Origin of the sequence: Microbacterium sp. RD1 (assembly GCF_052220165.1) — a bacterium.
In the GTDB taxonomy this organism is placed as follows: Bacteria; Actinomycetota; Actinomycetes; order Actinomycetales; family Microbacteriaceae; genus Microbacterium.
Genome location: NZ_JBQPOL010000002.1, coordinates 597824 through 620686 on the forward strand (window position 1 = coordinate 597824; position 22863 = coordinate 620686).

Sequence of the window (22863 nt, forward strand, 5' to 3'; positions counted from 1 at the left end):
CGTCAGGCGAGCTGGTTGTTCCACATCGACAGGGCGGCGCCGATGGCCATGTGCATGTCGAGGTACTGGTAGGTGCCGAGGCGGCCGCCGAACAGCACGCCGTCCTCGCCCTTCGCGCGCTCGCGATACGAGAGCAGTCGCTCACGGTCCGCCGCGGTGTTCACGGGGTAGTACGGCTCGTCGTCCCGCGTCGCGAACCGCGAGTACTCCCGCACGATGACTGTCCTGTCGTCCGGGTATCGATCGGCTCGCTCGGGATGGAAGTGCTTGAACTCGTGGATGCGGGTGTACGGGGTCTGCGCATCCGCGTAGTTCATCACCGCGGTCCCCTGGAAGTCGCCGACGTCGAGGACCTCCTGCTGGAAGTCGAGCGTGCGCCACGACAGCGCACCGTCGGCGTAGCCGAAGTAGCGGTCAACGGGGCCGGTGTAGACGATGGGCAGCTGCCCCACGGCAGAGCCCTTGCTCAGCGGCTGGGACTCGTCGAAGAAGTCGGTGTCGAGGCGGACCTCGATGTTCTTGTGATCCGCCATCCTCTCGAGCCAGGCGGTATACCCCTCGACCGGCAGACCCTCCCACGTGTCGTTGAAATAGCGGTTGTCGTAGGTGTAGCGAACCGGCAGCCGGCTGATGACCTCCGCCGGCAGATCCTTCGGGTCGGTCTGCCATTGCTTGGCCGTGTAGTCGCGGATGAAGGCCTCGTAGAGCGGCCGTCCGATCAGCGCGATGCCCTTCTCCTCCAGGTTCGCCGCTTCCTTGGCATCGAACTCGCCGGCGAGCTCGTGCACGAGCTCTCTGGCCTGCGTCGGCGAGTACGCCGCCCCGAAGAACTGGTTGATCGTGCCGAGGTTGATCGGCAGCGGGTACACGACGCCCGCGTGGTTGGTGTACACGCGGTGCACGTAGCTCGTGAAGGCCGTGAACCGGTTGACGTACGCCCAGACGGCGGGATTCGACGTGTGGAACAGGTGCGCGCCGTACCGGTGGACCTCGATGCCCGTCGAGGGCTCGTCGTGGCTGTAGGCGTTCCCGCCGATGTGCGCGCGACGGTCGATGACGGTGACCTTGCGACCGGACGCCGCAGCCCGCTCGGCGATCGTGAGGCCGAAGAACCCGGAACCGACGACGAGGAGATCCATGCGACCCACGCTACCTTTCACCGGGCACGCACGCCTGAGCGCCCCCGCCTCGATGCGGCACCCAGGCTGATCTCATAGGCTCGTCGCGTCATGACACACGAGATCTTCGTTCCGTTCTGGGGCGACCCCGGGCTGCTCTATTCAACCGTCGAGTCCGTTCGCGCCCAGCGCGATCCCGACTGGCGCCTCATCGTCATCGACGACTGCTACCCCGATGAGAGCGTCGCCGCATGGTTCGCGCAGCTGCAGGACGACCGCGTGGAGTACCGGCGCAACGAGGTGAACCTCGGCATCACGGAGAATTACCGGGAGGCCATCCGCCGGGCAACGTCCGAGTACATCACGATCCTCGGATGCGACGACCTGATGCACCCCAACTACCTCGAGGTCGTGCGGGCGACCATCGCGGCGGTCCCCGACGCCGACGTGATACAGCCCGGCGTCGAAGTGATCGACGAGCACGGAGCCGTCGTGCGGCCGCTCGTGGACCGCGTCAAGACCGGAGTCCTCGCACCGCGCCACGGGCACGGCATCGCCGTGCTGCGGGCGGAGGCGATGGCGACCAGCCTGATCAGGGGCGACTGGCTCTACTGGCCCTCGCTCACATTCCGTACCGAGACGATGCAGCGGATCGACTTCCGGGAGGGGCTCCCGATCATCCAGGATCTCGCGCTCCTCATGGACATCGCCTTCCAGGGCGGTTGCCTCGCGTACAACCCGACGCTCGCCTTCTCGTACCGGCGTCACGGCGCCAGCGCCTCGCAGAAGACGCTGCTCGACGGGCGCCGGTTCCGGGATGAGCGCACCTACTACGCGCAGGCACGCTCCCTCGCGGAGTCGAAGGGCTGGCGCCGGACGGCGACCACGGCCCGGCTGCGCGCGATGTCCCGCCTCCACGCCGTGGCAGAGCTTCCCGGCGTGATCAGGCACGGAACGAGCGCCGGGCTACAATCTACGCTGGCGCACATCTTCGCCATCTAGCGCACGGCTGCGTTTCGAACAGCGCGTACCCCTCTTGGAGTTGACGATGCCCGACCACGTGCTCATCACCGGCGGCGCAGGCTTCATCGGCACGCGTCTGGCGCGACGGTTCGCGGACGCGGGCCACCGCGTCACGGTCCTGGACTCCCTGTTGCCCCAGGTGCACGGCGACGACCCGCGCACCACGTCGGCCCTGCTGCGCTCGCTCGAGGGCGTGGCCACGGTCATCGAGGGGACGGTCACCTCCCGAGACGACCTGCGCACGGCTCTCGCGGGTGCGCAGATCGTGGTCCATCTCGCCGCCGAGACCGGCACCGGCCAGTCCATGTACGAGATCGACCGGTACGTCGAGGCCAACGTCGGCGGCACGGCGAAGATGCTCGACCTTCTCACCAATGAACCGCACTCCGTGAAGCGCCTCGTGATCGCCTCGTCGCGCTCGATCTACGGCGAGGGCGCATACCGCACCGCGGACGGACGGATCGTCTATCCGCCGCATCGCGCCGACGCCGACATGGCGGCAGGCGATTTCGACGTGCACCTGCCCGGCGAAGGCGACATCGAGATGATCCCGACGGACGAGTCGGCGAAGCTGCATCCGTCGTCGGTGTACGGCATCACCAAGCAGATGCAGGAATCCCTCGTCATGACGGTCGCACCGACGATCGGCATCGAGCCCGTCGCGCTCAGGTACCAGAACGTCTACGGGCCGGGTCAGTCGCTGAAGAACCCCTACACGGGCATCCTGTCGATCTTTTCGACCCTCATCCGTCAGGGCAAGAAGATCAACATCTTCGAGGACGGTCTCGAGAGCCGTGACTTCGTCTACATCGACGACGTCGTCGAGTCCACCTTCCGCGCGTCGACGCTCGCGTCGGCGGCCGGACACACCATCAATGTCGGCAGCGGTGTCGCCACGACCGTCGACGAGGTGGTGGCCGCGCTGTTCGCGGCCTTCGACTCGCAGGTGCCGACGGAGGTGACAGGCAATTACCGCCTGGGCGACATCCGTCACAACGTCGCGGACATCACGCGCCTGCGAGACGTGCTCGCGTACGAGCCGCAGACAGACTTCCGCACCGGCGTCGCGCGCTTCGCAGAGTGGGTGCTGACAGAGCCGGTGGAAGAGAGCGGCTACGAGCGTTCGCTGCAGGAGATGGCCGAGCGGAGCCTGCTCAAGTAATGGTCACCGCCCCGACCTCGAGCCGCGCCTTCCCGCACAGCCGCAACAGCCTCAATCTCTTCCGGCTGGTCCTGGCAGCTCTGGTCCTGTTCGCACACGCCTTCTACATCACGGGCAACGGCACGGGCCCGATGCTTCACGGGGAGAATCTCGGCGGATGGGCCGTCGCAGGATTCTTCGTGCTCAGCGGATTCCTCATCACCGGCAGCCGATTGCGCCATTCGACCGGCGAGTTCCTCGTCCACCGCATCGCGCGCATCTACCCCGCCTTCCTCGTCGTGCTGGTGGTGACCGCGCTGGTGTTCGCGCCGATCGCGGCCCTGCTGGAACGCGGCGACCTCGGCGGCTTCTGGACGACCCCGGTGACGCCGCTGGAGTACATCTGGGGCAATCTCGGTCTGGAAGTGCACTCCTACACGATCTCGTGGACGCTGCAGACGGTCCCGTATGCCAACGCGTGGAACGGCTCGCTCTGGACGCTCTACTTCGAGTTCTTCTGCTACATCATCGTGTGGACCCTGGGGTTCCTCGCCATCTTCCGCAAGACGGTGTGGTTCCCGGTGGTCCTGTGGGCGCTGTCGCTCGGCGTCCACGCGACCATGGGGTTCTGGGGCCGACTCGGTCTTGACGGAAACTTCGCGCTGCTGTTCAAACTGCTGCCGTTCTTCCTGGGCGGGGTCGTGGCGTACGTTGTCTTCGATCGGTGGGGCATGCGCACCCCGATCGGGATCGCGTGTCTCGCCGGAGCCTTCCTCCCCATCTTCCTCGTCCCGGGGTTCGGCGGGCAGCTGGCCGCCCCACTGCTGGCCTACGGCCTGCTGTGGCTGAGCACGGTGATTCCTCAGCCGCGGCTGATCGCGAAGCATGACATCTCCTACGGGTTCTACATCTACGCCTGGCCGACGGCTCAGCTCCTCGTCCTGGTCGGTGCCGCTGCCGCGGGGGTGTGGGTGTTCATCGGCGTCAACATCCTCGTGACGGTCGTCTTCGCCGCCGCGAGCTGGCTCCTCATCGAGCGCCCGATTATGCGGGCCACGCGTCGTGACCGATCGCGGCCGGCCGTCCTCGCCCCTGCCTCGCGACCCGACGCCGCCTGACCCGGCCGGCGCTGTCGCGCGCTCAGGGCACGGAGGGCCCCTTGGTAGACTCGTCGCCATGCCCCGAGTGCTCGTCGATCTTCTGTCGTACTCGGGCACCAAGGGCGGTATGGAGGTCTACGCGCGCGAGCTGTACCGGAAGCTCGGCGAGATCGCGCCGGACTGGGAGTTCATCGGCTACTTCAGCCGCGAGGGCTACGGGCTGGATCGGTCATGGTTTCCGGGTGAGACTCTCGACTCCGGAATCAGCGGCGAGAATCGTTTCGCCTGGGCGTACGGAGAGTTGTTCTCCGTCGCACGGCAGGCTCGCAAGCGCCGGGTCGACCTGGTGCATTCGCCGGCGACGCTCGGTCCGCGCCGCACGGCGATGCCGACGGTGGTCACGATCCACGACATGCTCTATTGGAGCCATCCGGAGTTCATGTCGACCCCGCTGTACACCGAGCCCGTGAAATGGATGGAGCGGCAGGTCGCGCGAAACGCCGCCCACATCATCACCGACAGTCCCGGCTCGGAATCCGAGATCCACAAGTACCTCACGGTCGACCCGGCGCAAGTGCACGTCGTCCCTCTCGCCGGCGGCCACCCCGAGGGCGTGGACCGTTCGCTCGCGAACTCCGAGGGGCCACTCATCATCGCGATGGGCAACCGCCGGCCCCACAAGAACTGGGATGCCCTCCCGCGAGCCATCGCGCTGCTCCCGGCCGAACGCCGCCCCCGCGTCGTCATCACCGGCGGACGCGGGGATGATCCGCTCGCACCGCTGGTGGAAGAGCTCGGGGTGCAGCAGTGGGTGGAGCTTCGTGGATGGGTCAGCGACGAAGAGGTCGCACACCTCTACTCGACCGCGACGGCGCTGGCGATCCCCTCGCTGGCGGAAGGATTCTCCCTCCCGACGTTGGAGGCGATGAGTGCGGGCGTTCCCGTACTGCTGAGCGACATCGACGTGCATCGGTATGTCGGCGGCGATGCCGCCCGCTTCTTTCCCACGCGGAACGTCGACGCGCTCTCAGCGCTCATCGACGAGGTCGTCGGCGATCCCGCTCTGCAGGCCCGCATGACGACCGCCGGGTACGCGCAGGAACGTTTGTTCACGTGGGATAGGACGGCGCGCGAGACGCTCGCCGTCTTCGAGCGCGCGCTCGCCCTGCACTGACGCCGCAGTCACCGCCCGGCGGTGGCTTCAGCCTTCGAGCCGAGAAAAGGACGCACATGTCAACACGTAAGCGGGCGCTGGTCACGGGCGTGACCGGTCAGGACGGCGGGCACCTCACCGAGCTCCTCCTCGCCGAAGGCTACGAGGTCTTCGGGCTGGTGCGGGGTCAGAACAACCCCCGGCGAGCTGTGATCGAGGCCGAGTTCCCGAGCCTCACGATCATCGAGGGCGACCTCACCGACCCCGCGTCGCTGGTGCGCGCCGTGGAGCGGTCGAACCCCGACGAGGTCTACAATCTGGCCGCCGTCAGCCACGTCGGGTTCTCGTTCGCCAACCCGACGCTCACCGCGGATGTGACGGGGAAGGGCGTGCTGAATCTCCTCGAAGCGCTCCGCATCACCGGCCGTGCCGAGAGCAGCCGTTTCTACCAGGCCTCCACCAGCGAGATGTTCGGTGGACTGGACTACAACCGGCCAGGAAGCGGCTACAACGAGGACTCGCTGTTCCATCCGCGCAGCCCCTACGGCGTCGCGAAGCTGTACGGCCACTGGATCGCGAAGAACTATCGCGAGAGCTACGGCATGTTCGTGTCCTGCGGCATCCTCTTCAATCACGAGGGCGAGCGTCGCGGCAAGGAGTTCGTGACGCGGAAGATCACCGACGCGGTCGCACGGATCAGCCTGGGCAGACAGGACGACATCAAGCTCGGAAGCCTCTGGCCCAAGCGCGACTGGGGCTACGCGGGCGACTACGTCCGCGGCATGTGGCAGATGCTCCAGCACGACACCCCCGACGACTTCGTCCTGGCCACCGGCGAGACGCACTCGATCGAGGACTTCCTGACCCTCGCCTTCGCCGAGATCGGCGTGGACGACTGGCGGCCCTACGTTCAGCAGGATGCCGCGCAGCTGCGCCCGGCAGAGGTCGACATCCTCTTGGGCGATCCCGCCAAGGCGGAGTCGGTCCTGGGCTGGCGTCGCGACGTCGACTTCCCCGGCCTGGTCTCACGCATGGTGGCTTCCGACATCGCTGTCCAGGAAGGCAGTGCAGGCGGTCCGACGTCGTGAGCTCGCCGACGCTCGTCGTGACCGGTGCGACCGGGTTCGTCGGACGCCACCTCGTCCGCGTCGCGCACGACGCGGGATACCGTGTCTGGGCCGTCGGTCGTGAGGCGGCCGCGCCGGCGGAGATCGCGGCATACCTGCACGAGTACTCCGAGGCGGACCTCACCCGCGAATGGCCCGTCGACGCCGCCGTCGACGCCGTGATCCACCTCGCCGGCCTGGCGGCCGTCGGACCGTCCTTCGACGCACCGCAGCGCTATCTCGAGGCGAACAGCAGGATGGTCACGACCATGTGCGAGGCGATCCTCGCGGCGGGGCACCCCACCCGCCTCCTCGCCGTCAGCTCTGGCGCCGTCTACGCTCCGCGCCCCGACGGCGCCGCCCTCGCGGAGTCCTCTCCGACGGGGGCGACGTCGCCGTACGCCGTCGCGAAGCTGCTCGTCGAGGCGCAGGCCGCGTACTATGCCCACCGGGGCCTCGACATCGCCGTCGCGCGGCCGTTCAATCACATCGGCCCCGGCCAGGAGCCAGGATTCATCGTCCCCGACCTCACGCGCGCGCTCCGCGCACTCGGCGAGAGAGAAGAGCTGCACGTCGGCAATCTCGACACGGCACGCGACTACACCGACGTCCGCGATGTCGCGCGCGCGTACGTCGCGATCGTTCAGGCCGATCGTCGTGCCGACGCCATCTACAACGTCGCCTCCGGCGCGAGCCGCACGGGACGGGAGATCCTCACCGCGATCTGCGAGAGCCTGGGCCGGCCCGTCCCGCCGCTGGTCGTCGACTCCGCGCGTCTGCGCCCCGGCGACCCGGAGCGCATCACCGGCTCGGCCGAGCGGCTTCGCGCCGAGTTCCGCTGGGCGCCCGGGATCGACTGGCGTCAGTCGATCGCCGAGTTCGTCGCGTCCGATGCGGCCGGCGACGACCGCTAGGCCGAAGTCCCCGACCCGGTCGCGGGCAGCTCCTCCGGATGCCGCCACACGGCGACCACGTGCACGCTCAGGCCCACCGCCGGAGGCACCAGCAGCGCCAGGGTCAGCCGGACCTCGAACGGCAGCGGGACGAACATCGCCGCCACGGTCAGCAGGGCGGCGAGAACCCAGCCCGCCGTGTAGGGAACGTGCCTGCTGCGGCCGACGAGGGCGGGGCCGGTGATGCACATCATCCCGACGAGGCCGGCGCCCGCGGTGATCGTCGCCATCATCCAGGGCGACACGGAATATTGTCCGCGCGAGATCAGATAGATCGCCCACGGACCCACCACCCACGCCAGCGCGGCGAGCACGGCGACGACCACCCCGGCGGCGGCGAGTGCCAGCAGGATCCGGCGCATCAGCGCGCGCCCTCCCTCGCGGAAGACCGAGATCAAGAAGCTCTGCAGCGCCAGCAGCGGGACGACCAGCGGCGCCCGCGTGAGAGTGATGGTGAGGATCAGGCCCGCCAGAACGACCGGGTCGGTGTCGGCGGCGGCGATTCCCAGCAGCAACGGCATCCCGTTCATCATGAGACCGAGCGCGGCGGCGGCGAGGACCGTGCCGGCGGTGTTGGCGAGCAACCGGCCGAGGCGCACATCCAAGCGGAACGCCCCCACCACCCTCCGCCGCATGCGCAGCCACACCAGCAGGAACGCCAGTCCGAACGGCAGGGACACCGCCAGTGCGATCCACTCGGGAGCCCATCCCGCCGCGAACCCGATCAGTACGAGCAGCGCACGAAAACCCGCGTCGATGATGGTCAGCCAGGCCACGGCGGTCCACAGCCGGAGCCCGTACAGCACTCCCCCGAGAACGGCGACGAGCACGTAGCCGACGAGTCCCACACCCAACGCGGCGGCCAGCGCGGCCGTCGCCCCCGGGAACACCACCGGACCGACCAGGAGCGCCACGAGCGTGACGGCGACGAGCACGATGGCAATGAGGGTCACCGCGAAAGAACGCACCGTTGCATTGGGCGGCGACTCGTCGGCAGGACGGGATGCACGGGTCACCTCCTGCTGCACGCCGGAGAGCGCCGCGACGCACAGGTAGAGGGTCGACCAGTAGATCGAGAAGGTGACGTACGCCGATCCGTCGGGGAGGAGGGCGGGAGCCAGCAGCTGGATCGCGTAGCCCAGCACCCCCGCCACCGCGGTGGCGATGAGGATGCTGCGCAGACCGGCGCGGGCGTCCTCAGCCTTCATCGCCGAGGCGGCGGTCGGTCTCCGGTCGCTCCTCCGCGTCACCGGCCGCCGAGGTCGAGGGCGCGGTCGTGTGGCCGGACCCGACGATCGCGCGCAGTTCTTCGACCTCGGCGCGCACGATGGCCACGTCCTCCGCCACCCGCCGCACCTCATCCTCGGCCTGCGACAGCTCCCATGAGAGGTGAAGGGTCACCCCGATCAGCAGCACGAGCGCGAGGGCGAAGAGGAGATTGGACGGGACCGCGACGCCGAGGGCGTTGGAGAGGCCGAGCAGCAGCCCGGGGAAGATCGCGAGGATGAGGATGACGATCCCGATCAGCAGCCACAGCGTGGCGTACTTCTCGCGCAGTCTGCGGCGCAGCAGCAGCGAGATGATGATCGCCAGCACGAGCAGCGCCAGGGCGATTCCGGCGATGACGATCATGCGCTGACCTCCAGCGAGCGGCGCCGGCCGCGCATCAGCGCGAGAGACAGCGCGAACACGGACCGGAGCAGGTAGATGGTCGAGCCGATCGGGTTCTGGCTCGGCTTGCCGTGGACGCGCGGGCGCATCGCGACCGGGACCTGGGTGACCGTGAGCCCGGAGTGGATCGCGCTCACCAACGAGTCGACGGTGTCGCCGAGGTACTCCGCGGGGTAGTAGTGGACGTACTGGTCGATGGCTCGCCGGTTCGCAGCCCGGAAGCCGCTCGTGACGTCGGTGAGCTTCGTCTTGGCCACTCGCGACAGCACGCGGGCCAGGAACACCATGGCCCAGCGCCGCGGGCCCTTCGCCTGGTAGTCGCCCACCTGCGCGAACCGGGCCCCGATCGAGATGTCGGCCCGTTCCAGGCCGGCCAGGACGACGGAGATGTCGCGGGGGTTGTGCTGCCCGTCGGCGTCGACCTGAATGGCCCGCTCGTATCCGTGACGCTGAGCGAAGGTGAAGCCCGTGCGCATCGCTCCGCCCACGCCCATGTTGAACGGCAGGATCAGCACGCGGGCGCCCGCGTCGCGCGCCACCTGGGCGGTGTCGTCGGTCGACCCGTCGTCGACGACGACGACGTCGAAGCCGGCGTCCTGTTGCAGGATCTCCCGCACCGTGTTGCCGACGTTTCGCGATTCGTTCCATGCGGGCACGATGATGAGCGTGCGCTCGGAGTGCTCAGGCATGGTGCAGCCATCCTATCAATCGAGTGCGAGGAGACCCGCGGCGCTCAGGGGGCGAAGACCACCGGCCCGAGCTCGGGGCACGCCTCCTGGGCTCGCGTCACGATGGACTCGTCGGCGGTCTCGACCGTGACAGGAGCGCCGATGAGCTTCCGGACTGTGCAGAGGTCGTCCATCGACTGGCCGTCGTGGTAGTACGCATACGTCCGCAAGGCGACGTCGTCGACACCGGTGGAGGACAGCTGGACGACCCAGAACATGATGGAGTCCTCGTCCGGATCGGTGGACTCCCACAGGATGGTGCGCTCCTGCGACCCCATGAGCTCGACGATCCGATCGAAGATCCTGTCGTCTCCTCCGACGGAGAAGAAGTCGCCGACCAGTATGCGGGTGAGAGGATCCCTCACCACCTGCGCGTCCTCGCTGAACGTCGGCACCGTGGCGCGCGCGAACTCCCCCGCACCGACGACCGTCGCCATCGTGACCACCACCGTGAGGGCGCAGTACACGCTCCTGGTCGATATCGCCGCCGCGAGCGTGAGTCCGGCCGCGACGCCCACGATCAGCAGCATCGCGAGGAAGAACCAGAGGAACTTCAGCTGGTAGTAGCTCCACAGCGTGTCCTCGTTTCGCCGCAGCCAGAGGAGAAACGCCAGGCACAGTCCGCCGCCGCCCACGAGAGCGGTCAGGACCCAGACCAGGTCGAGCGATCTCGTGGCGCGGGCGAGGAGGAGTCCGCTCGCGACCGCCAGCAGAAGGGCCGCGAGCACGATCACCTTCCGGAACTCGAAGACGGCGCCGAGTGCCTCCTCCAGCAGATCCCCCTGCCCGATCAGCGCGGGCACCGACAGCGCGAAGAAGACCGCCACGGGCTGAGCCACGGCGGCGAGCGCGAGCAGGAGCCGGCCTCGCCGCAGGCTCCATACGGCTTTGCGCTGAACGACGAGCAGGACGAGGAAGGCCACACCCGGTATCCCCGCCAGCGGGGCCCACAGCGCGAGGGTGAGCGCGATCGCGAGCGCGAGAGTGACCAGCGACGTCAACACTGCCCGCCCCGAGTGGACGAGGGTGATGAGGGTCGCGACCAGGACGGCGAGCGTGAGGTGGAAGTTGACGAACCCGAGCGCGATCGGGCCGGCGAGCATGATCCAGGTGAGGGGAAGCACGGAGGTGACGGCCGCCGCGATCAGCGACATGGTCGAGCGGGCCTTGGCGAACTCGAGCGCGAGGGCGCCGCACAACAGGCACGACACGATGATGCCGAAGGACCACATCTCGGCCAGCGCGACGATCTGCGCCCCCGCGGAGGGCACCCCCGCCCACGCGGCGGGCAACGTGAAGAACGCGATCAGCGCGGCCGTGAGCGGCACCGGGTTCTCTCCGCTCCCCAGACCGACGCCGCCCTGCTGGAGCACCTCCCGGGCGAACAGGACGTTGTTCGCCGCGTCGCCCGACATCGCCCACGACAGCGGCGAGCCGCCGGGCAGGATCGCCGCGCCGAGGATCACGCCGCACCACACCAGGGCGCCGACGGCCGCGAACCCGAGCTGGGTCCCGTCGATCCGGGTGAACGCCGAACCACGCCGCTGAAGCCGGATGGCGCAGAACGCGCCCGCTGCCGCCCCGACGGCGATCGCCATCCCGAGGGCGGGGATCCCCGTGTAGCGGGCGGCCACCATGATCACGAGGACCATCCAGGCTAGGACGACGAACACCAGCGCCAGGCTCGCGCTCACGGACATCCGCGAGCGCAGGAGCAGGACCGCCGGGGCGACCACCAGGGATATCAGCACGAGGAGCGAACCGCCCACGAGCGGCAGCAGGCACGCGCCGACGAGAAGCACGAGGTACGCGCCCAGCATGATCACACGCGGGCGCGATCCCACAGCTCGCAGCATCCCGGTTCTCCTCCATCGACGCGGATCGACCCAGCGAGAAGCGCCGTCTGAACAATAGCCCGTGGAAGCCGGGGAAGCCGGGCTCACCACACCCCTGCGGGTACGATGCTGAGGTGACACGCCGCACCGGATCGCCTCGCCGCACGCTGGTCGTCTCGATCCTGATCCCGTTACTGGCGTTCCTGTCGCTCGGCGCCTGGTCGCTCTCGTCGCCGGTCGGTGCGTCGCCGGACGACGACTTCCACCTCGCGTCGATCTGGTGCGGTCTGGGTGATCGGGACGGGCTGTGCGAGAACCGCGACGACGACGCCGTCGAGCGATACGTGCCCACGCCGGTGACGACGGCCACGTGCTACGCCTACAACAACGGCGCCAGTGCCGACTGCTGGAACGGCGAGGCCCAAGGACTGTCGAAGGTTCAGCGCGCCAACGTCGACCGCCTGTACCCTCCCCTCTTCTACGGCGCCATGTCGGTGTTCGCTAGCCCGAATGTGGCGGCGTCGGTGCTCGTCATGAAGCTCGTCAACAGCGCCCTCGTCGTCGGCGTCCTCGCCGGGGCCTTCTTCGCGCTCCCCCGCCGGCTTCGCCCCGCGCTGCTGATCTCGGTCATCGTCACCGCCGTCCCGCTGGGGATGTTCGTCTACGGGTCGACGAACCCGTCCTCCTGGGCGCTGCTGTCCGCGGCGGTCGTCTGGATCACGCTGTACGGCGCACTCCAGACCGACGGCCGACGCAGGTGGATCCTCGCCGGCCTCGCGGTCCTCGGCACCGTGCTCGGGGCCGGAGCGCGCGCCGATTCCGCGGTCTACGCGGTGTTCGGCGTGGGAATGGCGCTCGTGCTGGGTCTGCGGTGGAAACGCCCTCCCCTGGTCCCCACCGTTACCGCGGCGGTCATCGTGGTGCTGAGCGTCGCTTTCTATCTGAGTGCCTGGCAGGGATCGTCGATCGTCGGCGGCATCGACAGCGACCGCCCTCCGCTGTCCGGTTCTCAGCACCTCTCGAACCTGCTCTCCGCTCCGACGCTCTGGGCCGGAGCTCAGGGCGGATGGGGACTCGGCTGGCTCGACACCCCGATGCCGGCGGTGGTGATGGTGCTCGCAGGCGCGGTGTTCTGGGGGGCCTTCTTCGTCGGCGGGGGACGCGCGTCGGTGCGGCGTGGTGTGGCGATCGCCCTCGGGGTGGCGGCGATGTGGCTCGTTCCGGTCGTCCTGCTCGGCCAGTCCCGCATGCTCGTCGGCGAGCTCATCCAGCCGCGCTACCTCTTGCCGCTCATGATCGTCACGATCGGCGTCGCCTCCGCTCGACTCGACATCGCTCGCGCCTGGGCCGGGTTCCGCGCGTGGGCCGTGGTCGCTGCCCTCGCGCTGGCGAACGTCGTCGCGCTGCACACCAACATCCAGCGCTACACCACCGGTCTCGACCGGTTCACGGCCGACCCCGGCGCCGACGCGGAGTGGTGGTGGGCCTGGATGCCCAGCCCCCTCTTCGTCTGGGTCGGAGGCGGGCTGGCGTTCGCCGCCGTTCTCGCCCTTCTCGCGCTGCGACTGCCGGCCGAGAGTGCGGCCGACGAGACCCCGATCCGGGTGAGCGCGGCAACCGACGCCGAGAGCGCGACGACGCGGTGACGCCGGGAACTGCGGCGGCGCGCACGCGCGTCCTGATCATCACGGGCGACCTCATCGGCGAGCGCATGGCGGGGCCGGCGATCCGCGTGTGGCATATGGCCGAGGCGCTGTCGGCCGCGTGCGACGTGCGGATCGTCTCGTGGAATCGCATCGAACGCTCGTCCGACCGGTTCGAGACGGCGCACGTGCGCGAGGCGGACGATCGTCGGATGCGCGACCATGAGCAGTGGGCGGACGTCATCATCGTGCAGGGCACATCGTTTCGGACCTTTCCGAGCGTCGCGCAGACACAGAAGATCGTCGTCGCCGACCTGTACGACCCGTTCCAGCTCGAGCAGCTGGAGATGAACAAGTATGCGCCGGCCGCGGAATGGGCCGACGAGGTCACCAAGGCGGTGTCGTTGCTGAACGAGCAGCTCAGCAGGGCCGATTCGTTCCTGTGCGCCTCCGAGGCGCAGCGCGACCTGTGGCTCGGCGGACTGTCGTCGATGGGCCGACTGAATCCGACGACCTACGCCGTCGATCCCACCTTCGAGTCGCTGGTGCGGCTCGTGCCGTTCGGCCTCTCCGACGACCCTCCCGTCCAGCGGCGACACGGCATCAAGGGCACGGTCCCCGGGATCGGCGCCGACGACAAGGTGCTGATCTGGGGCGGAGGCATCTACAACTGGTTCGATCCGGCGACCCTGGTGGAGGCCATGGGCTTGCTCGCGCACGAGCACCCCGAGATCAAGCTCTTCTTCCTCAGCGCGCGCCACTTCAATCCCGACATCCCGGAGATGCAGGCTCTCACCGACACCGTGGCGACGGCCGAGCGCCTCGACCTGATAGACCGCACCGTGTTCTTCAACGACACCTGGGTCGACTACGAGCGCCGCGCCGACTATCTGCTCGACGCCGATGTCGGGGTGAGCACCCACGTCCTGCACGCCGAGACGCGGTTCGCCTTCCGAACCCGCATCCTCGACTACCTGTGGGCGCAACTCCCGATCGTCGCCACCGACGGCGACAGCTTCGCCACCCTCATCCGGGAGCGAGGCATCGGGCGTGTCGTCCCGCCTCGCGACGCCCCCGCGCTGGCATCGGCGATCGTCGAGATGGTGAGCGACGGCTCGGCGCGCGAGGCGGCGCTGCGCAGCCTGCAGACCGTGCGGGAGGAGTTCACCTGGTCCCGGGCCCTGGCTCCCCTGATCGAGTTCTGCATCGACCCTCGTCCGGCCCCCGATCGCGAGCTCGTGCTGCGCAGGGTGGCGGCGGGCGGAACGTCATTCGAGAAGATCCTCGCAATGCCGCGCGGACTGCGCCGCGACGTCGCGCTGTTGCGCCACTACTGGAAGCAGGGCGGGCCCGCCCTCGTGCGCAGCAAGATGCTGACCCGCAGGGAACGCCTCCAGAGAGACTGAAGCCGCGCGCTGTGCGAGCCTCGTGTCCTCCGCTCCGTCGACGCGGGCTCAGGCCCGCTCGTCGGAGCTGCGAGGGCTCGACCCCGGCTCGGCGTTCCCCGCGCCGGTGCCGGATTGCTCGAACACCTCGCGCCAGGTCGCGGGCGAGGCCAGATCCGCCGCGGCCGCGCGATACTCGCGTGCAAGCCGCGGCCAGCGCGCCCAGAGACGGGCACGGAGGCTGGCCGCGCTCCACAGCAGCCGAGCGGACCGTCGCGGGTCGCGACGCGCGATGAAGGCACCACGCCCGGTCGCACTCTCGACCGTCGCGCTGTCCACCAGCCCGAGCGCCCACCACTTGCCGCCGGCGCGCGGAAGCGCGACCTCCACCGACCCGCTCGCAGGGCGGGCCGGTGTGAGTTGGTGCGCCGCGACGCGGAGAAGGCGTCGCACGCTCGCCAGGCGTCCGGCCGGCGGGGTCGGTGCCGCCTCGCCACGGGCGCGGGGAAGGTCGGCGTCGGGGACGACAGTCTGACCGGCGCGCTCCATCAGGGAGCGCATGTCGGGGGTGCGACGCGCGATCGTGCGGGTCAGATGACCAGGGCCGCGCAGCACATCGTGAACGGCGACGCGGCGCGCGGCTGCCGATCCGTATTGCAGGCAGAGCAGGTGGTTGACGTCCTGCGCAAAGGACGAGGACAGCACCCCACCGCCCCGCCGCGCGGGTGAGTGGATCAGCGCCGCGACGAGGCGATTGCGCAACTGGTAATACGCCTGCCAGTCCAGGCCGTCATCTTTGCCGGTCCACGGCATGTGCCAGATCGCAGCACCCGGGAGGGTCACCGTCGGCACGCCGTCCGCGCGGGCTCGGAGGCCGAACTCGGCATCGTCCCACTTGATGAACAGCGGAAGGGACGCACCCACCCGTCGGATGAGGTCCAGCGGCAGGAGACACATCCACCACCCGTTGAAATCCACGTCGTGCCGGGCGCGAAGACGCGGAGTGTCCTCGAGCGTCGCCGACGCGACGTCGATAGGCGCCAGGTCCGGCTCGACCGAGGTCCACCAGAACCTCCGCTTCTCGATCCGCTCGCCGACGGAGTGCAGGAGCGTTCTGTCCGTGAGGCTCAGCATCTGCGCGCCCACGATCCGCTCCCCCGACGACCGCGCCGCGAAGGCGAGCATGCGCCGAAGGGACTCCGGCTCGAGCAGCACGTCGTCATCGAGCAGCAGGACATGACTCGCGTCCTCTGCGAGCGACTCGATCATGCCCCTGCTGAATCCGCCGGATCCCCCCAGGTTCGCTTGTTCGATCAGCCTCAGCCGCTCACCGAGGACGAGGGAGGCCTCGGCGAAGCCGGGCGCCTCGCGCACCGGGCGATCGCCCTGGTCGACCACGATGACCCGGGCCACATGCTCGGCGACGCTCTCGTCCGCGGCCAGGCGTCGAAGCACATCGACGCAGTCCGCTCCGTGATTGTGCGTCGTGATGCAGACCGTCGTCGTCGCGGCGGCCGCCTCCCCCGCGAACCACGCGCCGTCGCGCAGTGTCGTTCCTTCGGCGCCGGCGTCGATCTCGAGCCAGAACCAGGCGCCGTCGCTGATGGCGACGCTCCACGAGAACGAGCCGTCCGCAGCCACGGTCGCCAGCACACGGCGCCCGATCCGATCATCGGCGGCGCACACCCGCACCGTCGCCGGGCGGTCGAGCTGGGCCTCGACGGTGATCTGCGCCACACTCGTGTGCGCCCGCCAGTATCCGGCGGGGAAGGCGCCGAAATACGTCGCCAGGGATGCCGTGGCGCCGCCCGCGATCGTGAGGCTCGACCGGTCCCACGAGACCGCATCCGGCTGGGCGCGGACGTAGAGACCGCGAGCGGCCTCGTCTCCCGGCTGCGGGAACAGGATGCGCTGGACGCTCCGCCCGCGCGAGCCTGCCGGCATCGGCGGACTACTTCTCGGTGACGCGGATGGCGGCCGCGACGGGACCGATCGTTCTCTGCTGCCCGTCCACCTCGAACTGCGCACCCTGCATGAGCGAGTGCGAAGCGCTGACGCTGATGCCGGAGACGTTCGCATTGACGACGTAGCGACCCGGACTGAGTTGCGCGCCGTCCACCGCGATGTCCACCGAGGTCTCGCCGTCGAGGGGGTCGAGCTGCAACTCGAGCAGGTCCGTGTTGGAGGCGAGGGCCATCTGCCCCATGGCCGTGTCGATGCTGAAGCCGATCGCCCACTCGCGCACGGGAAGGTACGACTTGACGCGCACCCGCATGACGAAAGGCTCGCCCACGGAGAGCGTCGGCCGCGCCGATCCGTCCGCGCCCAGGACCTCGATGCCCTGGATGGCCATCGCGGTGCTGATCTCATCCGGCCGGGCCTGACCGACCGCGTTGTCGGCGAGGAGTTCTCGGAAGCGCTCGATGGCGGTGGCGGGGATGCCGTCGTAGACCATCTGTCCGCGGTTCAGGAGGATGACGCGGTCGCAGAGTGCCGCGATCTGGTCGAGGGCGTGGCTCACGATGATGATCGTGCGGCCCTCCGACTGGAACTCGCTGATCTTGTCGAGGCACTTCCGCTGGAATTGCTCGTCACCGACGGCGAGCACCTCGTCGACGAGAAGGATGTCGGGATCGGTGTGCACGGCGATCGCGAACGCGAGGCGCACGTACATCCCCGACGAGTAGAACTTGATCTGCGTGTCGATGAACTCACCGACGCCGGAGAACTCGAGGATGGCGTCGAACTGCGCTGCCGTCTCCTCGGCGCTCAGTCCGAGCACCGACGCATTGAGGAACACGTTCTCCCGCCCGGTGAGGTCGGGATGGAAGCCGGCTCCGAGCTCGAGGAGCGCCGCGATCCGACCCCGCTGCTCGACGGAACCCGACGTCGGCTGGATGATTCCGCCGATCACCTTCAGCAGCGTGCTCTTGCCGGAGCCGTTGTGCCCGATGAGACCGATCGTGTTGCCCGCGCGGATGTCGAGGCTGACGTCGCTGAGCGCCCAGAAATCCTGTTTGTGCGCACGGCCGGCCCTGCCGAGAGTGACGATGCGCTCCTTGAGGGAGGAGTCCTTGCGCACCGTGAAACGCTTCGAGACGTTGCTGATGCGCACGACCTCTGGTCGGGTGTGCGCGAGAGAAGAGGCCGGAGAGGTGGTGGTCATGCTCACAGCTCCTGTGCGAAATCGCCCTGCAGGCGCAGGAAGACGCGATGGCTGATCACCAGCAGGACGAGCCCGATCACGAGCGCGATCGCGAGTCGGAGGAGCAAGTGGGACGGATGCGCCATGTCCTCACCCGCGACCCAGAAAGCGCGCTGGAAGCCGAGCACGGCCAGCGTCAGCGGATTGTCGGTGTAGACCTCGAGCAGGATCGGGTTCGTGATGATCGACGCCACCATCTGCCATGAGTAGACGATCGGCGACATCCAGAACAGCAGCATCGTCGCCACCTCGACGAGATACTGGATGTCGCGCAAGTAGACGTTGAACGCCGAGAACAGCAGCGCGAAGGCGAGCGCGTAGACGAGCAGGACGGCCAGCGACGGGATGGCGTAGAAGAAGTCGAGGGTGATCGGCGGCTTCGCCACGAGCAGGGTCGCGATGAGGAGCACGATGATCTGCACGCCGAAGTTGAACAGCGCCGACCCCGCACTGGCAAGCGGGAACACCTCGCGCGGCATGTAGACCTTCTTGACGAGGCCCGAGTTGGCGATGATCGACCCGGTGCCGCCGACGGCGATCTCCTGGAACAGCCCCATGGCGGTCAGGCCCGCGAAGACGTAGACCGCGAAGTCCGGGATCCCCCGAGCGGCGCCCAGGAAGTGCCCCAGCACCACGTAGTAGATGGCGAGCTGGACGAGGGGGCGCGCCAGCGCCCACAGGAACCCGAGCGCCGAGTCCTTGTACCGCGCCTTCAGGTCGCGGCGGACCAGCAGTCCGAGCATCTCGCGGTGCGCGAAGATCTCGCGGACCGGACGCGCGAAGGCCTCCCACCCCGATCCCGGCGCGCCGACGCTGCGCATGGGCAGCCCGTCGAGGCGGGCGAAGCGCGCTTCAGCGGCGGAGACGTATTCGGGCATGACCGGTTCATCGTAGCCGTGTCCCGCTGAGACACTCATCAACGCCGCGGGAGTCGTCGCCGGGCAGCGGCCCGGACCCGACCTACCGCGCGTCGCACCCTCAGGATCCGCTCCGCGGCGCGCACGAGGGTCTCCTCTGCGGCCGGTCGGCGCAACCGTGCGAACATCCGGGCGAAGTCCGTCAGCGTCGCGTACTCCAGGGGCCCGGCCGCGCGCAGCATCTGGATCTGCTCCATCGTGCTGTCGCGCAGTGTGCTCGAGAATTGATCGAGGTTGTAATCCAGCGCGGCGTAGCTGGAGGCGATGTACTCCGTGTTGGCGACCGTGCGGCTGTGATATCCCCGCTCCCCGGCCGCGTACACCGGCATCCTCTCGAGCACGTGCGCCAGTCCGCCGTCCTGGTAGGCGGCCTCTCCCCCGAACTGCGGATACGTCCACTCGCGCTCGACCAGGAGCCGGAGTGCGGCGGGGCGCGCGATGAACATCGATCCGAAGGGGGCCAACGGCGAGATGTCGTCGATCGGGACCCGGATGCCGAGGTCGCGGGCGAGGGCTTCGAACGCCGGCTTGTTCGCCCACCACCCATGACCGAGGCTGGGGTAGCCCAGATGGATCGTCGGCGGGAACACCAGCCCGAGACCGCGCTCACGCTGGAAGAGTCCGACGAGATTGGCGGCGTACCCGGGACTGTTCAGCAAGTTCGTCAACTGCTGCCGCTTGAAATGCCGGCCCACGTTGTGCGCATCCTGGGGGGTCTTCTTGGAGTGGAGCTTGACCACCAGGTCGTACTCGTCGCTCAGCAGCACGTCGCGGCATCCGATGAGGAACGCCGACTGATCGCGTCCGTCGTTGGAATCGACGACGCGCACCTCGACCGATCCCCGCGCCGTCCTGACCGCGATGGCCTCCCGGATCCGCAGCGCCCTCTCGTCGTCCGACGTGGTCACGACGAGATCGTAGGCACCGGGCAGCATGTCGACACGGTCGAGCAGCTCGTCGGTCATCTCGGGGTAGAAAATGTGGACGATCGCGACGGTGCGAAGCGGCGCTTCCCGGTCGTAGGCGGTCTCCGCGTCGGGCAGGACCTCGAGCATGGCGGCGTCGGCGTTGAGGGTGCGCGGCTCGACGTTGCGCGCCAGATCGGCGTAGATCAGCTCGATCGGGTAGCCGTACTCCTCGACGGCGTCCAGCGTCCATCGGCCGATGACCGCGAGGTGATCGAGGTACGCGGGCCACTGGAAGAACGGACGCCGCTTGAGGGTCGGGCACCCTGCCCGGATCAGCTGCTCGGCGTAGAGGACCGCGTGGTTCTCCACCCTGTCGGTGAGGGTGGGAAAGGCCACCTCACCCACGTAGCCGCGATCGGTGAAGTGCTCGGTGAACACGCCCTCGTGCCGCACGACAGCGTCGGCGTACGTCTCCATCGGTGGCAGATCGCGCCAGTACTCGATCCAGTCCGGCGACAGGAACATGTCGCGCCGCACCGCCAGCCAGTAGGACTGCAGGTGATACGGCAGGTATCCGGTGTTCGTGAACGGATTCGGCTCGACCCGCACGTGATCGGTCATCCCCCAGAAGTGGAGCGCGCTGCGATCCATCCTCTCGAAGAGGGGCCCGAACGGCCGGATGGGGCCGAACCACGTGTCGTTGGCGAGCACCACCTCGTCGTAGTCGGCGATGCCCTCGCCCACGGCATCCAGCCCGGCCTTGTAGCCCCAGATGTCGTACCCGCGATTGTCTCGGACGATGATCTCGTCCGAGAACGGCTCCAGGCGCGCGCGGCCGACCTCCGTCAGCACGCCGTTGGCGACGATCATGATGTGGTCGCAATGCTCTCGCAATCCCGCGAGAGCATAGGGGATGTACTCCTCCACGTCGCCTCGGACGTCGTAGACGACGTAGATCAGGAGGCGTCGCCCGCCGGGCGGGAACTCACCGGCGTCCCTGGACGGAAAAGTGATCAGTTCCGCGGTCTTCATCGTCCACCCTCCGGCGTGCGCCCTCGCATGACGATCGCGAGGATGCGCGCGCCTCGACGTACGTACTTGAGGACGACCACGGCGCGCAGCGCCATCTCGAAAAGCGGCATGGTGACTCGAGCCACGCGCGGGTGATTCACCCTGATGTACATGCGCACGAGGGCGACGGTCCCCAAGTGCCCCGCATCGCCGGCGCGCTGCATGAGGGCGATCTGCTCGACCGGCCAGCCCCGGGTGGTCGAGAACAGGTTGTCGATCTTGGACTCCAGGATGGTGTGGCTGATCGACGCGTGCTCGCGAGTCAGCACCGTCCGCGCGTGATAGCCCAGCTCGGCACCGGCATAGGCGATGAGCCGCTCCTGGACGCGCGCAAGATTGCGGTAGGGCTGGCCGGCCCGCTTGGCATAGTCCCGGAACATCCATCGCCTGCGCAGCAGTGGCGCGAGCGCCTCGGGCCGGCCGATCCACATCCCGCCGAACGGGGCCAGAGGGGAGACGGCGTCGAAGGGCACGGTGATCCCCACCTCCTGCGCCAGGGATTCCGCCGTATCGCGCAAGCCGGCCCAGCCGTGGCCCATCGTGGAGTAGCCGATGTGCATCATCGGGGGGAACACCACACCCAGGCCGGGCTCCTTCTGGAACAGGGCCAGCAGGTTGGCGACGTAACCGCGGCTGTGCAGCAGGTTGTCGTACTGGTAGCGCCGGAAGTATCGGCGCACGTTGACGGTCTTCGCGCGCGTCCGACGCGCGTGGACCTTGACCACCAGGTCGAAGTCCCCGCTGAGCAGCACGTCCCGGCATCCCACGAAGAAGTCGCTCATGTCACGCCCGCGGCTGGCAGGAGTGACCCGCACATCGAACGAGGTCAGATGAGGATCCCCCAGGCGCTCGAGCAGTCTCTGGAGCTTCGCCGCACGCTTGCCGTCGGTCGTGGTGACGTAGAGGTGGTACGGCGAGGGGAGATACGCGAGCCGGGAGAACAGATCCTGCACCGAGACGAGGTCGCTCACGTGCACGATCGCCGCGATCCGCAGCGGAGCTGCGTGGTCGTAGGCGACGTCGACGTCCGGCAGCACCTCCACCATGCCCCCGATCGCGTAGAGCGCCTTCGGCTGGACGGTGCGGGCCAGGTTCTGCCACACCATGCCCATCGGGAAGCCGAGATCGTCCAGATGCTGGAGGATCTCCCGTCCGATGACGGCGAACCGATCGAGGAAGGGCGGGTACTGCAGGAACAGGGCTCGGAGGACGAACGGGCATCCGTCGTCCAGCAAGAGGCTCGGAGTGAACAGCGCCGGATCGGCGCTCGGGTACGCTGCCGCCGGGAACGCGAACGACGGCTCGCTCCCGGCGCGCTCGAAATGACGGAGGAACGCCGCCTCCTCCTCGGGCCCGCCGCCCGCGGGCCGCTCGGCCCAATAGCGATGCCACTGACCGGACGCGAAAGCGGCCGCTCTCACCGCCGTCCACGCCCAGGGCAGGACGGGACGGGCGAAGCCGGCGTCGGGGAAGGTCTCCGGCGGTCCACCGGCGTTCTGGATCATCGCCCACACGACTGCGGGATCATCGGCCATGCGCGTGAGCACGGAAGCGACGTCGGAGACCGGACCGAACCACGAGTCTCCGGTGAGCACGACCTCGCTGTATCGGGAGGGGTTCGATTCGGTCTCGACCGCGTGCGCGTACCAGCCCGCGTCGAATCCGGTAGCCGCAACGGTGACGAGGTGATCGGCGACGGCGCGGAGCCGATCGCGCTCGGCATCGGGAGCGTCCTCAGACACGACGACCACGAGCCGCGTCGCGTGCGGGCGCAGCGCCGCCAGCGCGTGGAGCACGAAGTCGTCCGCCCGGCCGTCCGCGCGACCGAGCGCGTAGACGATGAGCCGGGAGCCTCCGGCGGGAGCCGGCGTGGTACTCGAATGTTCGGACGTCATCGACACCTCGG

At 68.7% G+C, this 22863-nt stretch carries 18 protein-coding genes; 8 read left to right on the top strand and 10 right to left on the bottom strand.

The genetic code is table 11. The features are described 5' to 3' along the window. Positions 1–2: 2 nt before the first annotated feature. A complete protein-coding gene (glf, locus tag ACTU3I_RS11770; protein WP_442925877.1) occupies positions 3–1139 on the bottom strand; it encodes a UDP-galactopyranose mutase in 1137 nt (378 codons plus the stop codon). A gap of 90 nt (positions 1140–1229) precedes the next feature. On the opposite strand from glf, the gene ACTU3I_RS11775 reads away from it, so the two are divergent. From ACTU3I_RS11775 to ACTU3I_RS11800, 6 genes are read left to right on the top strand one after another with little or no spacing between them, the layout of a single operon-like run. Then, positions 1230–2120 (top strand): glycosyltransferase, encoded by an 891-nt coding sequence (locus tag ACTU3I_RS11775; protein WP_442925878.1) that lies wholly within the window; start codon positions 1230–1232, stop codon positions 2118–2120. Between the two features lie 46 nt (positions 2121–2166). Continuing rightward, positions 2167–3303, top strand: a complete 1137-nt coding sequence (locus tag ACTU3I_RS11780; RefSeq protein ID WP_442925879.1) for an NAD-dependent epimerase/dehydratase family protein — start codon at positions 2167–2169, stop codon at positions 3301–3303. Next, positions 3303–4400 (top strand): acyltransferase family protein, encoded by a 1098-nt coding sequence (locus ACTU3I_RS11785; RefSeq protein WP_442925880.1) that lies wholly within the window; start codon positions 3303–3305, stop codon positions 4398–4400. The genes ACTU3I_RS11780 and ACTU3I_RS11785 overlap by 1 nt, the downstream gene beginning before the upstream one ends. A gap of 58 nt (positions 4401–4458) precedes the next feature. Then, complete coding sequence (locus ACTU3I_RS11790) at positions 4459–5556, top strand: glycosyltransferase family 4 protein (protein WP_442925881.1); 1098 nt, start codon at positions 4459–4461, stop codon at positions 5554–5556. A 56-nt stretch (positions 5557–5612) separates the two neighbouring features. Continuing rightward, positions 5613–6623, top strand: coding sequence for a GDP-mannose 4,6-dehydratase (locus ACTU3I_RS11795; protein WP_442925882.1), 1011 nt, complete (start codon positions 5613–5615; stop codon positions 6621–6623). Next, positions 6620–7555 carry an NAD-dependent epimerase/dehydratase family protein gene (locus ACTU3I_RS11800; protein ID WP_442925883.1) on the top strand — a complete coding sequence of 312 codons (936 nt, stop codon included), beginning with the start codon at positions 6620–6622 and terminating at the stop codon, positions 7553–7555. The genes ACTU3I_RS11795 and ACTU3I_RS11800 overlap by 4 nt, the downstream gene beginning before the upstream one ends. Here the strand turns inward: ACTU3I_RS11800 and ACTU3I_RS11805 are convergent. From ACTU3I_RS11805 to ACTU3I_RS11820, 4 genes are read right to left on the bottom strand one after another with little or no spacing between them, the layout of a single operon-like run. After that, entirely contained in the window at positions 7552–8802 is a 1251-nt protein-coding gene (locus tag ACTU3I_RS11805) for a hypothetical protein (protein WP_442925884.1), read from the bottom strand. The two genes, ACTU3I_RS11800 and ACTU3I_RS11805, sit on opposite strands and share 4 nt — an antisense overlap. After that, positions 8792–9226 (bottom strand): DUF2304 domain-containing protein, encoded by a 435-nt coding sequence (locus ACTU3I_RS11810; protein WP_442925885.1) that lies wholly within the window; start codon positions 9224–9226, stop codon positions 8792–8794. Before ACTU3I_RS11810 ends, ACTU3I_RS11805 begins: the two co-directional genes overlap by 11 nt. Then, positions 9223–9954 (bottom strand): glycosyltransferase family 2 protein, encoded by a 732-nt coding sequence (locus ACTU3I_RS11815; protein ID WP_442925886.1) that lies wholly within the window; start codon positions 9952–9954, stop codon positions 9223–9225. Before ACTU3I_RS11815 ends, ACTU3I_RS11810 begins: the two co-directional genes overlap by 4 nt. Positions 9955–9998: 44 nt before the next feature. After that, positions 9999–11849 (bottom strand): hypothetical protein, encoded by a 1851-nt coding sequence (locus ACTU3I_RS11820; RefSeq protein ID WP_442925887.1) that lies wholly within the window; start codon positions 11847–11849, stop codon positions 9999–10001. Positions 11850–11962: 113 nt separating this feature from the next. On the opposite strand from ACTU3I_RS11820, the gene ACTU3I_RS11825 reads away from it, so the two are divergent. Continuing rightward, positions 11963–13474 (top strand): DUF2142 domain-containing protein, encoded by a 1512-nt coding sequence (locus tag ACTU3I_RS11825; RefSeq protein ID WP_442925888.1) that lies wholly within the window; start codon positions 11963–11965, stop codon positions 13472–13474. Next, positions 13471–14877, top strand: coding sequence for a glycosyltransferase (locus ACTU3I_RS11830; protein WP_442925889.1), 1407 nt, complete (start codon positions 13471–13473; stop codon positions 14875–14877). The genes ACTU3I_RS11825 and ACTU3I_RS11830 overlap by 4 nt, the downstream gene beginning before the upstream one ends. Before the next feature lie 48 nt (positions 14878–14925). Here ACTU3I_RS11830 and ACTU3I_RS11835 read toward each other — a convergent pair whose 3' ends face one another. From ACTU3I_RS11835 to ACTU3I_RS11855, 5 genes are read right to left on the bottom strand one after another with little or no spacing between them, the layout of a single operon-like run. After that, positions 14926–16800 (bottom strand): glycosyltransferase, encoded by a 1875-nt coding sequence (locus tag ACTU3I_RS11835; protein ID WP_442925890.1) that lies wholly within the window; start codon positions 16798–16800, stop codon positions 14926–14928. 7 nt (positions 16801–16807) lie between these two features. Beyond that, a complete protein-coding gene (locus tag ACTU3I_RS11840; protein WP_442925891.1) occupies positions 16808–18022 on the bottom strand; it encodes an ABC transporter ATP-binding protein in 1215 nt (404 codons plus the stop codon). Between the two features lie 2 nt (positions 18023–18024). Beyond that, on the bottom strand, positions 18025–18939 hold the full coding sequence (locus ACTU3I_RS11845) for an ABC transporter permease (RefSeq protein ID WP_442925892.1): 915 nt from the start codon (positions 18937–18939) through the stop codon (positions 18025–18027). A 38-nt stretch (positions 18940–18977) separates the two neighbouring features. After that, positions 18978–20918, bottom strand: coding sequence for a rhamnan synthesis F family protein (locus ACTU3I_RS11850; protein WP_442925893.1), 1941 nt, complete (start codon positions 20916–20918; stop codon positions 18978–18980). Further along, positions 20915–22852: a rhamnan synthesis F family protein gene (locus ACTU3I_RS11855; RefSeq protein ID WP_442925894.1), complete on the bottom strand. Its 1938-nt coding sequence runs from the start codon at positions 22850–22852 to the stop codon at positions 20915–20917. The genes ACTU3I_RS11850 and ACTU3I_RS11855 overlap by 4 nt, the downstream gene beginning before the upstream one ends. Positions 22853–22863 lie beyond the last annotated feature (11 nt).

What these genes read in the sequence shown, in the direction of transcription:
- ACTU3I_RS11840 (WP_442925891.1), bottom strand. Translation starts at nt 18,022, where the DNA reads ATGACCACCACCTCTCCGGCCTCTTCTCTCGCGCACACCCGACCAGAG.
- ACTU3I_RS11780 (WP_442925879.1), top strand. Translation starts at nt 2,167, where the DNA reads ATGCCCGACCACGTGCTCATCACCGGCGGCGCAGGCTTCATCGGCACG.
- ACTU3I_RS11845 (WP_442925892.1), bottom strand. Translation starts at nt 18,939, where the DNA reads ATGCCCGAATACGTCTCCGCCGCTGAAGCGCGCTTCGCCCGCCTCGAC.
- ACTU3I_RS11790 (WP_442925881.1), top strand. Translation starts at nt 4,459, where the DNA reads ATGCCCCGAGTGCTCGTCGATCTTCTGTCGTACTCGGGCACCAAGGGC.
- ACTU3I_RS11855 (WP_442925894.1), bottom strand. Translation starts at nt 22,852, where the DNA reads ATGACGTCCGAACATTCGAGTACCACGCCGGCTCCCGCCGGAGGCTCC.
- ACTU3I_RS11785 (WP_442925880.1), top strand. Translation starts at nt 3,303, where the DNA reads ATGGTCACCGCCCCGACCTCGAGCCGCGCCTTCCCGCACAGCCGCAAC.
- ACTU3I_RS11835 (WP_442925890.1), bottom strand. Translation starts at nt 16,800, where the DNA reads ATGCCGGCAGGCTCGCGCGGGCGGAGCGTCCAGCGCATCCTGTTCCCG.
- ACTU3I_RS11805 (WP_442925884.1), bottom strand. Translation starts at nt 8,802, where the DNA reads ATGAAGGCTGAGGACGCCCGCGCCGGTCTGCGCAGCATCCTCATCGCC.
- glf (WP_442925877.1), bottom strand. Translation starts at nt 1,139, where the DNA reads ATGGATCTCCTCGTCGTCGGTTCCGGGTTCTTCGGCCTCACGATCGCC.
- ACTU3I_RS11775 (WP_442925878.1), top strand. Translation starts at nt 1,230, where the DNA reads ATGACACACGAGATCTTCGTTCCGTTCTGGGGCGACCCCGGGCTGCTC.
- ACTU3I_RS11795 (WP_442925882.1), top strand. Translation starts at nt 5,613, where the DNA reads ATGTCAACACGTAAGCGGGCGCTGGTCACGGGCGTGACCGGTCAGGAC.
- ACTU3I_RS11850 (WP_442925893.1), bottom strand. Translation starts at nt 20,918, where the DNA reads ATGAAGACCGCGGAACTGATCACTTTTCCGTCCAGGGACGCCGGTGAG.
- ACTU3I_RS11820 (WP_442925887.1), bottom strand. Translation starts at nt 11,849, where the DNA reads ATGCTGCGAGCTGTGGGATCGCGCCCGCGTGTGATCATGCTGGGCGCG.
- ACTU3I_RS11810 (WP_442925885.1), bottom strand. Translation starts at nt 9,226, where the DNA reads ATGATCGTCATCGCCGGAATCGCCCTGGCGCTGCTCGTGCTGGCGATC.
- ACTU3I_RS11815 (WP_442925886.1), bottom strand. Translation starts at nt 9,954, where the DNA reads ATGCCTGAGCACTCCGAGCGCACGCTCATCATCGTGCCCGCATGGAAC.